This is a genomic window from Collinsella aerofaciens (genome assembly GCF_901212495.1).
Taxonomy (GTDB): Bacteria; Actinomycetota; Coriobacteriia; order Coriobacteriales; family Coriobacteriaceae; genus Collinsella; species Collinsella aerofaciens_H.
In genome coordinates, this window is the sequence record NZ_CAAKNY010000020.1 from 55081 (window position 1) to 67127 (window position 12047).

The window sequence follows — 12047 nt, forward strand, 5'->3', positions numbered from 1 at the left end:
GCACTAACTGATGCATGAAGGGCAAGTAAACATGTACGCAATCGTTAACACGGGCGGCAAGCAGTACAAGGTCGCCACCGACGATGTCATCACCGTCGAGAAGATCGAGGGCAATGAGGGCGACAAGGTCACCCTGCCGGTCATCTTCCTCAACGATGGTAAGAAGATCGTCACCGATCCCGACAAGCTGGCCAAGGCCAAGGTTACCGCTCAGATCGTTGAGCAGTTCAAGGGCGAGAAGCAGCTGGTCTTCAAGTTCCACAAGCGTAAGCGCTATCGTCGTCTGAAGGGTCACCGTCAGCAGCTCACCAAGCTGAAGATCGTGAAGGTTCAGGCTACCTCCCGCGCCAAGAAGGCTGTCAAGGCAGAGGCTGAGGCTGTTGCCGAGGCTCCCGTCGCCGAGTAGATTACACTCGTAACGAAAGAGTAGGTATACACAATGGCACACAAAAAAGGACTCGGTTCCTCCCGTAATGGCCGTGACTCCCGCGGTCAGCGCCTTGGCACGAAGCGCTTCGCCGGCCAGACGGTAACCACGGGCACGATTCTCGTCCGTCAGCACGGCACGCACATCCACCCGGGTGAGAACGTTGGCCGTGGCAAGGACGACACGCTGTTCGCGCTGGTCGACGGTACCGTTGAGTTCCACAAGGGTATCAAGCACAGGGTCAGCGTACGCCCGCTCGCGAACGCGTAATTCACCCTTCATAGAGCACATATGTGGGAGGCACTTGAGTTTTAGGATTCAAGGGTCTCCCTCTTTTTTGTAGGAGGCGATTCTGTTGTCACAGTTCACCGATATCAGCCGCATTAACGTGTGCGGCGGCGACGGCGGTGCCGGATGCATGTCGTTTAGGCGCGAGGCGTTTGTCCCCAAGGGTGGCCCCGATGGCGGCGATGGCGGTCGTGGCGGCAATGTCGTCATCCAGGCCGATGCCCAGCTGTCTTCGCTGATCGATTACCGCTTTAAGCATCACTTTCGTGCCGAGCGCGGAACGCACGGTCAGGGCGCCCGCCGCAACGGCAAGAGCGGCGAGGACCTGATCCTGAAGGTTCCCATGGGTACCGTGGTGCGCGAGCTCGATCCCGAGACGCAGACCCCGATGTTCGAGATTGCCGACTTGGTTCACGACGGCGAGCGCGTCGTCGTAGCACCCGGCGGCGCCGGCGGTCTGGGCAATACGCACTTTGTGACGTCGGTGCGCCGCGCGCCCGCGTTCGCCCAGCTGGGCGAGCCGGCCGAGGAGCACTGGATTGAGCTCGAGATGAAGCTCATGGCCGATGCCGCGCTCGTGGGTTTCCCCTCGGTGGGTAAGTCCTCGCTTATCGCGCGCATGAGTGCCGCCCGACCCAAGATCGCCGACTATCCGTTTACCACGCTCGTGCCCAACCTGGGTATGGTGCGTGCCGGCGAATACTCCTATGTCGTTGCCGACGTCCCCGGCCTTATCGAGGGTGCGAGCGAGGGCCGTGGCCTGGGCCATCAGTTCCTGCGACACATCGAGCGCACGGCACTCATCATGCATGTCGTCGATATGACGGGCGGTTTTGAGGATCGCGATCCGGTCGAGGATTATCGCATTATCAACCGTGAGCTCGAGCAGTATGGCGCCGAGCTTTCGGAGCGTCCGCAGATCGTCGTTGCCAACAAATGCGACGCGCCGGGCACGGCTGATAAGATTGCCGACCTCAAACGCGCTGCGCTCGACGATGGGCATATGTTCTTTGCCGTGTCTGCTGTGACGGGCGCCGGCCTCAACACGCTGATGCTTGCCGTGGGCGAGCAGGTGGCCAAGCTCCGCGCCGAGTTGGCCGTCTGTGATGAGCCGGTCGATCTGCGCGACGATGAGTGGGAGCGCCGTCGCCTGCAGCGTGAGAAGCGTTTCCGCATTGTTCAGGAAGAGCCCCATGCCTTCCGCGTGGTCGGTCGCGCCATCGAGCGCATGGTTATCCAGACCGACTGGGAAAACGAGGAAGCCGTCATCTACCTGCAGCATAAGTTTGCGCGCATGGGTGTTGACGATGCGCTCGAAAAGGCCGGCTGCCGTGCGGGCGACGAGGTCCGCATTTGCCAGCGCGCCTTTGACTTTGAGGGCGCCGAGGACTTCTCGGAGTTCGAGGAGGAGCTTGAGGACGCAGGCGAGGACGTTGCCGTTGAGGTTTTTGACGTAACCGATGCTGCTGACGAGGGTGTCGAGGTCGTCGACGCGGCAGAAGTCGCGGACGATGTCGAGACCTCGGAGGGCGAGTAAGTCATGTCGCTGCGCGGTGGAATTGGTCTGCCTGAGCTGCCTATCAAGGATGGTCAGGAGTTTCGGCTTGGCATTATGGGCGGCACCTTCGACCCGATTCATTACGGGCATTTGGTTACCGCCGAGCAGGCGCGCGAGTCGCTCGACTTGGACGCCGTGCTCTTTATGCCGGCTGGCTCTCCCGCCTTTAAGCTCGACAAACCGGTGACACCTGCCGAGGACCGTTATGCCATGACGGTCCTCGCCACCGCTGCGAATCCGGCTTTTTTGGCGAGCCGCTTCGAGATCGACCGTCCGGGCGTGACCTATACGGCCGATACGCTTCATGCCCTTCGCGACTTTTACCCGCCTCAGGTAAAGCTCTATTTTATTACGGGCGCCGACGCGATTATCGATATTGTGACCTGGCATGAAGCCGACCGAATCGCCGAGCTTGCCACGTTTATTGCGGCGACGCGACCGGGCTTTGATATCGATACTGCTCGCGCGCGCATCAAAGAGTCGGGCCTGCCGTTCGACGTGCGGTATATCCAGATTCCGGCGCTGGCGATTAGCTCGACCAACATTCGTAAGCGAGTTGCCCGCGGCATGAGCGTGCGCTATCTTACGAGCGAGTCCGTGCTCGGCTATATTCGCAAACGCAGGCTATATGCTGATTTGTGCCAAGAAGATTTTGAGTGATGGGGGTCTACGTTGTCGGTAGAGGATCAGTTTGAGGGCGATGAGCGCGCGCTGCTCAAGCGCATTCAAGAGCTGCTCGATGTGCGTATGAAGGATAAGCGCAAGCGTTATGTGCATTCGCTGGGTGTTGCCGAGACCGCACTTCATCTGGCCGAGGTCTACGGCGTTGACCGCTTTAATGCCGCTGCCGCCGGTCTGATTCACGACTGGGATAAGGTACTCTCCGATGACGAGCTCGTGGCTCGCGCGTTGCACTACGGCATCAAGGTTGCCGGCTCTCCTTCCGCCGCGACGCCACTTTTGCATGGCCCGGTTGCCGCCTATGAGCTTCCGCAGCTATTTCCCGAGCTATCGCCGGCCGTTTTCCAGGCTGTCGACCGTCACACCGTGGGCGCCTGCGACATGACGCCGCTCGATATGGTGGTCTTTGTGGCCGATGCCATCGAGCCCAACCGCCATGGTGATTATGCCCATGCGCTGCGCAAGATGGTGGGGGAGTCGACGCTCGACGAGTTGTTCTTCTCCTGTTTTGCGCAGGGTCTGGTCTATGTGATCCAGTCCGGACGCTATCTTTATCCCACGGCTATTACGATTTACAACCATTACGCCCAGCTGCGCTAGCTCGGGTGTGTCTAGAAAGAGGTATTCCATGGCCGACGAGACCATGACCGACGAGCAGATTCTTGAAGGTGTGGAGCACAAGAGCTTCGTTGCCACGTCCGACCGCACCGCCGCCTCGCTGTCCGCGAGCGGTGTCGCCGCCGAGGATGTCGCCCGCGCCGCCGCGCAGGCCGCCTACGACAAGAAGGGCGAGGACGTGCAAGTGCTCGATCTGACCGAGCTCTCCGACGTGTGCGACTACTTTGTGCTCGCCACCGGTACCAATAACCGTCAGGTCGATTCTATCGTCGACGAGATCGAGGAGAAGGTCGCCGAGGCTTGTGGTGAGCACCCGTTCTCCATCGAGGGCCGCGAGCAGAAGACTTGGATGCTCATGGACTACGGCTCGGTCGTCGTCCACGTCTTCACCCCCGAGGCCCGCGACTTCTACCGTCTCGAGAAGCTCTGGGGCGATGCCCCCCAGCTCCCCCTCAACCTCCTCTAAATGATTTTTCTGGGACGGGGATAAAAAAATCATTCCTACCGTTCACCGAACCGCTCATCTTTGTTGGGCGGTTCGGTTTTTTCTTTTCCCTCCTTTTGTATGCTGTAGCTATTGCAAACTCGGAAGGGAGAGCTTCGATGACTCGCGTTGCCCGTGTGTTATCCGAACTCGGTCATTATCATGTTATGGTCAAAGGGTGTGCTGACCAGCTGATCTTTGAGGACGATGATGACCGCTACTATTTCCTCAATCTGATGAGTCAGCGTTTTACATCCGACCACATACGGTTGCTTGCTTGGTGTTTGATGGACAATCATGTGCATCTGCTATTTGATGACCCCGATAACCAAATGAGTATTGCGATGCACGCCATAGATACAGTGTATGCTATGCGATTCAATGTGAAGACAGGCAGGCGTGGGCCAGTTTTTCAAGAGCGTTTTAAGAGCGTTGTTATTTCCGATGATGAGCAGCTGCTCCGTTGCGTTCGTTACATTCACGACAATCCTGCGAAGGCAGGCATATCTTCTGCACCTATGTATAGGTGGAGTAGCTTCCACGAGTATTTCGGTACGCCTGAAATCTGCGATTGCAGTGATATTGTCGAACTATTTGGTGGTTCGGAGGCGTTTTACCTTACAAGTACAGACGGTAAGCCCAATTCGTATTACTTGCCTGAAGGCAAACACGTTTCCGATATGGATGCTTTGGAAGTCGCACAGGCTCTATTGGCTCCACTTGAGCCCTACCAGCTCAAGACGTTGCCGAAGCAAGAACGGAATCGTCTGTTGGCAATGCTGAAACATCGAGGCTTTACGATTGCCCAGATTTCGCGTATTACGGGAATCGGGACAAATATTATTCAGAGGGCGAAATGAGGCTTGAAATGATTATTTCATCCCCGTCCCAAAATAATCAAAAGCACCGATAGCGCCAGAATGATTTTTTCATCCCCGTCCCAGAAAAATCATTGGGAGGAGAAGCGGGATTGGCGGCCGAAGGATAGGGCGGTGTCGCCGAATTTGTCTCGGACGGCGTCGATGGCGACGGAGAGGTCGCGGCGGTCGCTGGATTGGGCTCCGCGGTCGTCGATTTCGCAGAACAGGTCGGTTTGGATACCGCCTTGGTGGTTGAAGTCGCTCATGCCGATACCCGCCAGACGCACGTGCATGCCTTCTTGCCAGATATGGTCGAGCAGCTCGAGCGCTACGGCCACAAAGATATTCTCGTCGTCGGTGGGGTGGGGCAAGCGGCGCTGTGCCGTGCGTCCGCTGCCATACGAATACTTGAGCTTGAGCGTTACGGTTCCGCCTGCCAGCCCCTGACGGCGCAGGCGGCGCCCAACCGACTCGCCGAGCAGCGCGATCGCCGCCTCAATGTCACCACGGTCGGTTAAATCCTTCGCAAAGGTGCGCTCATTGCTCACCGATTTAACTTCACGCTCCTCATCCAGGCTGGTGACCTCGGATACTTCGAGTCCCAAAGCACGTTGACGCATGTACTCGCCATTCACGCCAAAGATTGCAGCCAGGGTGGACTCTGGCGCACGTGATAGCTCGCCGAGGGTGTAGATGCGCATGCGACGCAGCCGCTCCTCGGCCGAACGCCCGATTCCGCTCATGGCGGACACGGGCAGCGCAGCCAAAAACCGCTGTTCCGTACCGGGGCGCACAATGGTCAGGCCAAACGGCTTGTCGCGTTCGCTTGCGATCTTGGCCACGGTCTTGTTGCACCCAATGCCGATGGAGCACGTCACCCCCAGCGCCGCCACGCGATCACTGATACGCCGCGCTACCAGCAGCGGATCCTCGGGCGCAAAGCGGCCCGGCGTAATATCGATAAAGGCCTCATCAATCGACACACGCTCTACGCGTGGTGTCTCATCGGCAAGAATCGCCATGACCTGCGCGCTCACCTCACGGTAGCGATCAAAGTGTCCGTGCGTCCAAATGGCCTGCGGGCACAGGCGCCGCGCCTCGGCCGAGGCCATGGCAGAATGCACGCCAAAGCGACGTGCCTCGTACGAACACGTGGACACAACGCCGCGGGAATCGGCATCGCCACCCACGATGAGCGGCTTGCCGCGCCATTCGGGATGATCGAGCATCTCCACGCTCGCAAAAAATGCATCGAGGTCCATCAGGCCCACCGCCGGACCCGTCCAGGGCGGCGGCGTGACGCCCGCAGCATCCTCATAACCGTATGTATGTTCGCGTCTTTCCATGTCATGAGTATACCGCGCAGCTCATGTGGGGTGCGTGGATGTGCTTGCAAATGGCGAATTCTTGTCTAAGATATGGATTTGCCCTCGACTCCACCGAAGAAGTTGGTCTCACGGACTTCACCTGCCCGCGTCGATGGCGTATTATGTTCAACTGTTTGTTTGTAGTTGCAGCCTAAAGCTGCTTGGTTGGAGGAGTTTCCTTTGGCAGTCAAGATTCGCCTTGCTCGTCACGGCGCTAAGAAGCGTCCGTACTACCGTGTCGTCGTCGCCGATTCCCGCGCCCCGCGTGACGGTCGTATCATCGAGGAGGTTGGCCGCTACAACCCGATGACCGCCCCCAAGACCATCAACCTCGACCTGGAGAAGATTACTGACTGGCAGTCCAAGGGCGCTCAGCTCACCGACGCCGTCGCCGCTCTGGTCAAGGCCGCCAACGAGGGCGAGAAGACCGAGACCGTCGTCAAGAAGTCCAAGAAGCAGCTCGCCAAAGAGGCCGAGGCCGCTAAGGCTGCCGCTGAGGCCGCTGAGGGCGCCGAGGAGTAAATCGTGCCTGAGGTTGACGCTGCACAGCTCGAGGGTGAGGCAATGCTCTCAGATCGCATCGCCGATCTCGTCGAATATCTCGTTGTTCAGATCGTCGACGACCCGGATTCCGTGAGCCTTGAGGTCATCGATGGTGACGACGCCTCCACGATTGAGGTTTCGGTTGCCGAGGATGACGTCGCTAAGGTCATCGGCCGTCGTGGCCGTACCATCAAGGCCATTCGCACGCTCGCCCGTGCGCTGGCCGCTCGCCTCGACACCGCTGTCGAGGTAGAGGTTCTAGGCTAGGACCTTGAGGTCCCAGTACAAAAACATCGCCCGTGTGGTCAAGCCGCACGGAAGGAAGGGGGAGGTCCTCGCGCAGCCGCTGCGGGGGCTTCCTTCTGTATTGGAGCCGGGTATGCGTGTCGCCTTGACGCCGCCGGCGCTCAAGCGCGACCGTTTTTGCACGGTCGTGTCCGTTACCGATACGGGCGATGGCGATCTGGTCTCGTTTGAGGGCATAGATGACTTGACGGCCGCTGAGGGCATCACCGGATGCTATGTGCTGGCCAATCGTGACGACTTCGAGCTCGATTCGCTCGACGCCGTCTATGCCGACCTCATGGGTCGCGAGGTGGTCGACGAGCGCTTTGGTTCGCTCGGCACGATCGTTGAGATCATGTCGACGCCCGCCAACGATGTTTGGGTTGTCGAGGGTGATCGGTACGGCGAGGTGCTGATTCCCGTGATCGAGCAGGTTGTGCTCGATCTTCCCGACACAGGAGCAATTTCCGTCCACGTGATGGACGGCTTGATCGATATGGACAAGTAGGGAGGAAAGCATGCTGATTGAGACCCTTTCGGTCTTTCCCGAGATGTTTGAGCCCGTCATGTCCACGTCGATTTTGGGCCGCGCCCGCAAGGCCGGCCTTTTTGATTTTAAGGCGTATAACCTGCGCGACTGGACGCACGACCGCCATCGCACCGTCGATGACGAGCCGTATGGCGGCGGGCAGGGCATGCTCATGAAGGTCGAGCCCATTGCCGAGGCCATCGAGGCCATCAGCTCCGAGGGTCCCAAGCCCACCGTGGTGTTCTTCACCCCCTGCGGGGAGCCCTTTACGCAGCATGTGGCCGAGCGCCTGCTCAAAAGCGAGCGCCTGCTGTTTGTGTGCAGCCGTTACGAGGGCGTCGACGAGCGCGCATATGCGTATGCCGATGAGCGTCTGTCGATCGGCGACTACGTGCTTACGGGCGGCGAGCTTCCCGCCATGGTCGTGGCCGACGCCGTCGTACGTCTGATTCCCGGAGCCTTGGGCGACGAGATGAGCAACGTGGACGAGTCCTTCTCGACTGCCGAGGACGGTGGCCTGCTCGAGTACGCGCAGTATACCCGCCCCGCCGAGTTCAATGGCGAGGGCGTGCCGCCCGTGCTCGTAAGCGGCGACCACGCCAAGGTCGATGCCTGGCGTCGCAAGAATGCCATCGAGCGCACCTGTCGCTGGCGTCCCGATCTGATCGAGACGGCGCGCCTTACGCCCCAGGAGCGTGCGTACGCGCAGGAGATTCTGGACGCTTCCTATTCGCAGAGCGAGGAGTGAGAATGGTTCCATCGCAGCATTCTGCCCTGAGGGGCGCCTTTGAGTGGATCGTGGTCGTCGCGATTGCACTGGTTGCCACCTTCTTGATTCGCTCGTTTGTGATCGAGCCCTTTGTGGTGCCTACCGGTTCCATGGAGTCCACGATCGAAATCGGCGACCAGATCCTGGCGCAAAAGGTCAGCCTCGAGCTCGGGCAGCCCGTCAAGCAGGGCGATATCGTGGTGTTCCACAACCCCGATGCCACATCCGAGCATGACGTGCTGGTAAAGCGCGTCATCGCTACGGCCGGCCAGACGGTCGACCTGCGGGATGGCAAGGTCGTCGTCGATGGCCGGGCGCTCGATGAGGACTATACGACCGGTATGAGCTGGCCGCTTTCGGTCCAGGCTCCCGGCGCTCAGGTAAGCTATCCCTACACCGTTCCCGACGGGTGCGTGTGGGTGATGGGCGACAACCGCGAAAACTCTGCTGACTCGCGCTACTTTGGTCCCGTTGATCGCTCTGATTTGATCGCCGTGGCGCTTGTGCGCTACTGGCCGCTCAACCGTATCGGCGCGATCGACTAAAAACCGCTATAGTACAGTACCTAACCGTGTAATCGTTTCGACGAGGGGATATTAGAGGCATGAACGCTTCATCGCTTTCCTTCCAAGACATCATCCTGCGCCTCCAGCAGTACTGGGGCGAGCGGGGCTGCGTCATTATGCAGCCCTATGACTCCGAGGTCGGTGCCGGTACCTTCCATACCGCGACCACGCTGCGCTCGCTCGGTCCCGCCGAGTGGCGCACCTGCTATGCACAGCCCTGTCGCCGTCCCGCCGACGGACGTTACGGCGAGAACCCCAACCGCATGCAGCACTATTATCAGTTCCAGGTGCTCATCAAGCCCTCGCCGATCAACGCCCAGGAGCTCTACCTGGGGTCTCTTGCCGCTATCGGTCTGGACCCCAACGACCATGACGTCCGCTTTGTCGAGGACGACTGGGAGAGCCCGACGCTCGGCGCCTGGGGTCTTGGCTGGGAGGTCTGGCTCAACGGCATGGAGGTCACGCAGTTTACGTACTTCCAGCAGGTGGGCGGTATCGAGGTCGACCCCGTGCCCGTCGAGATCACCTATGGCCTGGAGCGCATCGCCATGTATGCGCAGGGCGTCAACTCCGTCTACGATCTGGTGTGGAGCTACCTGCCTGACGGCACGCCCATGACCTATGGCGACGTGTTCCTGGAGAATGAGCGCGAGTTCAGCGCTTACAACTTTGAGGTCGCCAACGTCGAGATGATGCGTCAGAAGTTTGACGACTACGAGGCCGAGTGCCACTCCTGCCTGGAGCGCAAGCTGCCGCTGCCGGCATATGACTGCGTCATGAAGTGCAGCCATGCCTTCAACCTGCTCGATGCCCGCGGGGCGCTGTCCGCAGTCGAGCGCGCCAACTACATCCTGCGCGTCCGCGCCGTCGCCAAGGCGTGCTGCGAGGCCTATATGGCCGAGGTCGCCGGAATCAACGAGAATGCCGATCAGGAAGGCGAGGTGGCGTAAGCCATGGCAGACGCTAAGGATTTCCTGTTTGAGATCGGTACGGAGGAAATGCCCTCTGCACCGCTGAACAATGCCGTCAAGCAGCTTGGCACCATGATCGCCAAGGGTCTCGACGAGGCCGGTCTGGCCCACGGCGAGGTCCGCGTGATCTCGAGCCCGCGTCGCCTGGCTGCGCTCGTTGCCGACGTCGCCACCGCGACCGATGAGGTTCACGAGGTCAAGCGCGGCCCCGCGGCCAACATCGCCTTTGACGCTGACGGTAATGCCACCAAGGCCGCCCAGGGCTTCGCCCGCAAGTGCGGTGTGGCTGCCGAGGACCTGGTTCGTCGCGAGGACACCGACGGTCGCGAGTATGTGTTCACCGAGAAGAACATTCCTTCCGCTCCGGCCACCCCGATCCTGACGGCCCTGTGCGAGAAGACCATCGCCGGCCTGCAGTGGCCCAACTACCGCAGCCAGCGCTGGGGCCACGAGCACGCCACGTTCGTGCGTCCGGTCCGCTGGATCTGCTGCCTTTTGGGCGAGGACGTTGTACCCGTGTCGTTTGCCGACGTGACGAGCGGCAACACCACGCGTGGTCATCGCGTCCTGGGCCCCGGTGACCATGTGGTCGCCAGCCCCGACGTCTACGAGCAGGTGCTCGAGGATGCCGGCGTGCTCTCCGCCGAGCGCCGTCGCGAGGCCATCCTTGCCGGCATCGCCGAGGTCGAGGCTGCCCGTCCTGGCTGCCACGTCGATACGCCCAAGAAGGTCTTTGAGGAGGTCATCAACCTCTGCGAGTGGCCGACGGTGCTCATCGGTACCTTCGACGAGGAGTTCCTCAAGGTCCCGCACGAGATCATCTGCGAGTCTATGCTCACCAACCAGCGCTACTTCCCGATTTATGACGGCGAGGGCAAGCTGACGCGTGAGTTCGTGGTCGTTTCCAACAGCAAGCCCGAGAATGCCGAGCGCGTGATCGACGGCAACGAGCGCGTCGTGCGCGCCCGCCTGGACGACGCCAAGTTCTTCTACGAGGAGGATCTGAAGATCTCCCTTGACGAGTTCCGTGAGCGCCTGGCCAAGGTCGCCTTTCAGGAGAAGCTCGGTAGCGTGCTCGCCAAGTCCGAGCGTATTGAGCAGCTCGCGCTCGCTATTGCCCGCGAGGCTCACCTGGGTGCCCATCTTGCCGCCGACGCTGCTCGCGCCGCTCACCTGTGCAAGGCCGACCTGGTGTCCAACGCCGTCGTCGAGTTCACGAGCCAGCAGGGCGTGATGGGCGGTTACTACGCCTGCGCGATGGGGGAGAACGACGAGGTCGCCCACGCTATCCGCGATCACTATCGTCCCCGCTTTGCCGGCGACGAGCTGCCCGAGGGCACCGCTGGCTGCATCGTGGCCTGCGCCGACAAGCTCGATACCATTGCCGGCATCTTTGCCATCGGCGAGCCCCCGACCGGCTCTTCCGACCCGTACGCGCTGCGTCGTGCCGCCATCGGCATCATCAACATCCTGCGCGACCGTCTGCCGATCGACCCCACGTCGCTCATCGACTTTGCGCTCGAGCTCTACAGTGAGCAGGGCATTGAGTTCGACGCCGCCGAGGTCGCCCAACAGGTCCGTGACTTCTTCCATGGCCGCCTGGTGAGCATGGCCCGCGACGAGAAGATCCCGGCCGATACCGTCGCTGCCGTCTCCGCGGTGCACATTATTGCCCCGTCGGTCTTCTTCGCCCGCTGCGCCGCCCTCGACGAGGCCCGCAAGAATGACGCCGAGACCTTCGACAACCTGGCGACCGCCTACGCCCGTGCCGCGCATATTTCCAAGCCCGAGCTGGGCGCGGAGTACGACCGCGCCCTGATGGGCGAGGTCGAGCTTGCGCTTGCCGACGCCTCCGAGGCTGCTCAGACCGCCGTCGATGTCGCTCTCGCCGCCGAGGATTACCCGGCTGCATTTGCCGCTCTGGCCGCCCTTCGCGCGCCCATCGACCGCTTCTTCGACGAGGTTATGGTCATGGACAAGGACGAGCAGCTCCGCGATAATCGCCTTAAGCTGCTCAACCGCTTCGAGGCCGTTTTCTCCGGCATCGCCAACATCGGTGAGCTTGCCCGCAAAAAGTAAGCTAGCCTGCGCATAAGCGCAA

Annotated in this window: 15 protein-coding genes; 14 read left to right on the forward strand and 1 reads right to left on the reverse strand. The window is 60.6% G+C overall.

Translation table 11 applies throughout. The features are described from left to right. The first annotated feature begins 31 nt into the window (after positions 1 to 31). The 7 genes from rplU to SFLMC1_RS02000 all read left to right on the forward strand — a co-directional run bounded on the left by rplU (position 32) and on the right by SFLMC1_RS02000 (position 4916). The gene (gene rplU, locus SFLMC1_RS01970; protein ID WP_035138585.1) at positions 32 to 406 is read left to right on the forward strand and encodes a 50S ribosomal protein L21; all 375 of its coding nucleotides are present in this window, start codon (positions 32 to 34) and stop codon (positions 404 to 406) included. Between the two features lie 33 nt (positions 407 to 439). Continuing rightward, entirely contained in the window at positions 440 to 697 is a 258-nt protein-coding gene (rpmA, locus tag SFLMC1_RS01975) for a 50S ribosomal protein L27 (RefSeq protein WP_089573443.1), read from the forward strand. A gap of 85 nt (positions 698 to 782) precedes the next feature. Beyond that, entirely contained in the window at positions 783 to 2252 is a 1470-nt protein-coding gene (gene obgE, locus SFLMC1_RS01980) for a GTPase ObgE (protein WP_187323817.1), read from the forward strand. Positions 2253 to 2255: 3 nt separating this feature from the next. Then, positions 2256 to 2933, forward strand: a complete 678-nt coding sequence (gene nadD / locus SFLMC1_RS01985) for a nicotinate-nucleotide adenylyltransferase (protein WP_152073870.1) — start codon at positions 2256 to 2258, stop codon at positions 2931 to 2933. 87 nt (positions 2934 to 3020) lie between these two features. Further along, a complete protein-coding gene (gene yqeK, locus SFLMC1_RS01990) occupies positions 3021 to 3554 on the forward strand; it encodes a bis(5'-nucleosyl)-tetraphosphatase (symmetrical) YqeK (protein WP_187323825.1) in 534 nt (177 codons plus the stop codon). Positions 3555 to 3582: 28 nt separating this feature from the next. After that, positions 3583 to 4038: a ribosome silencing factor gene (gene rsfS / locus SFLMC1_RS01995; RefSeq protein WP_035138582.1), complete on the forward strand. Its 456-nt coding sequence runs from the start codon at positions 3583 to 3585 to the stop codon at positions 4036 to 4038. 137 nt (positions 4039 to 4175) lie between these two features. Then, on the forward strand, positions 4176 to 4916 hold the full coding sequence (locus tag SFLMC1_RS02000) for a transposase (RefSeq protein ID WP_152073868.1): 741 nt from the start codon (positions 4176 to 4178) through the stop codon (positions 4914 to 4916). A gap of 89 nt (positions 4917 to 5005) precedes the next feature. Here the strand turns inward: SFLMC1_RS02000 and dinB are convergent, their stop codons facing one another. Beyond that, positions 5006 to 6262, reverse strand: coding sequence for a DNA polymerase IV (gene dinB / locus SFLMC1_RS02005; protein WP_152073867.1), 1257 nt, complete (start codon positions 6260 to 6262; stop codon positions 5006 to 5008). A 201-nt stretch (positions 6263 to 6463) separates the two neighbouring features. Here dinB and rpsP point away from each other — a divergent pair, with 201 nt between their 5' ends. Genes rpsP through glyS form a run of 7 tightly spaced genes read left to right on the forward strand, consistent with a single transcriptional unit; the run spans position 6464 to position 12025 of the window. Then, positions 6464 to 6805, forward strand: a complete 342-nt coding sequence (gene rpsP, locus SFLMC1_RS02010; protein WP_152073866.1) for a 30S ribosomal protein S16 — start codon at positions 6464 to 6466, stop codon at positions 6803 to 6805. A 42-nt stretch (positions 6806 to 6847) separates the two neighbouring features. Then, a complete protein-coding gene (locus tag SFLMC1_RS02015; protein WP_171021534.1) occupies positions 6848 to 7093 on the forward strand; it encodes a KH domain-containing protein in 246 nt (81 codons plus the stop codon). A 34-nt stretch (positions 7094 to 7127) separates the two neighbouring features. Next, positions 7128 to 7619: a ribosome maturation factor RimM gene (gene rimM / locus SFLMC1_RS02020; protein ID WP_226814247.1), complete on the forward strand. Its 492-nt coding sequence runs from the start codon at positions 7128 to 7130 to the stop codon at positions 7617 to 7619. A 10-nt stretch (positions 7620 to 7629) separates the two neighbouring features. After that, on the forward strand, positions 7630 to 8388 hold the full coding sequence (gene trmD / locus SFLMC1_RS02025) for a tRNA (guanosine(37)-N1)-methyltransferase TrmD (RefSeq protein ID WP_055250008.1): 759 nt from the start codon (positions 7630 to 7632) through the stop codon (positions 8386 to 8388). Positions 8389 to 8390: 2 nt separating this feature from the next. Then, on the forward strand, positions 8391 to 8954 hold the full coding sequence (lepB, locus tag SFLMC1_RS02030) for a signal peptidase I (RefSeq protein ID WP_152073864.1): 564 nt from the start codon (positions 8391 to 8393) through the stop codon (positions 8952 to 8954). 59 nt (positions 8955 to 9013) lie between these two features. Beyond that, the gene (locus SFLMC1_RS02035) at positions 9014 to 9925 is read left to right on the forward strand and encodes a glycine--tRNA ligase subunit alpha (protein WP_152073863.1); all 912 of its coding nucleotides are present in this window, start codon (positions 9014 to 9016) and stop codon (positions 9923 to 9925) included. Positions 9926 to 9928: 3 nt separating this feature from the next. Continuing rightward, the gene (gene glyS / locus SFLMC1_RS02040) at positions 9929 to 12025 is read left to right on the forward strand and encodes a glycine--tRNA ligase subunit beta (RefSeq protein WP_152073862.1); all 2097 of its coding nucleotides are present in this window, start codon (positions 9929 to 9931) and stop codon (positions 12023 to 12025) included. Positions 12026 to 12047 lie beyond the last annotated feature (22 nt).

Bases quoted from the DNA above. Each gene is read 5' to 3' on its own strand.
- rplU (WP_035138585.1), top strand. From the start codon at position 32: ATGTACGCAATCGTTAACACGGGCGGCAAGCAGTACAAGGTCGCCACC.
- rpmA (WP_089573443.1), top strand. From the start codon at position 440: ATGGCACACAAAAAAGGACTCGGTTCCTCCCGTAATGGCCGTGACTCC.
- nadD (WP_152073870.1), top strand. From the start codon at position 2,256: ATGTCGCTGCGCGGTGGAATTGGTCTGCCTGAGCTGCCTATCAAGGAT.
- yqeK (WP_187323825.1), top strand. From the start codon at position 3,021: ATGAAGGATAAGCGCAAGCGTTATGTGCATTCGCTGGGTGTTGCCGAG.
- rsfS (WP_035138582.1), top strand. From the start codon at position 3,583: ATGGCCGACGAGACCATGACCGACGAGCAGATTCTTGAAGGTGTGGAG.
- SFLMC1_RS02000 (WP_152073868.1), top strand. From the start codon at position 4,176: ATGACTCGCGTTGCCCGTGTGTTATCCGAACTCGGTCATTATCATGTT.
- dinB (WP_152073867.1), bottom strand. From the start codon at position 6,262: ATGGAAAGACGCGAACATACATACGGTTATGAGGATGCTGCGGGCGTC.
- SFLMC1_RS02015 (WP_171021534.1), top strand. From the start codon at position 6,848: ATGCTCTCAGATCGCATCGCCGATCTCGTCGAATATCTCGTTGTTCAG.
- trmD (WP_055250008.1), top strand. From the start codon at position 7,630: ATGCTGATTGAGACCCTTTCGGTCTTTCCCGAGATGTTTGAGCCCGTC.
- lepB (WP_152073864.1), top strand. From the start codon at position 8,391: ATGGTTCCATCGCAGCATTCTGCCCTGAGGGGCGCCTTTGAGTGGATC.
- SFLMC1_RS02035 (WP_152073863.1), top strand. From the start codon at position 9,014: ATGAACGCTTCATCGCTTTCCTTCCAAGACATCATCCTGCGCCTCCAG.
- glyS (WP_152073862.1), top strand. From the start codon at position 9,929: ATGGCAGACGCTAAGGATTTCCTGTTTGAGATCGGTACGGAGGAAATG.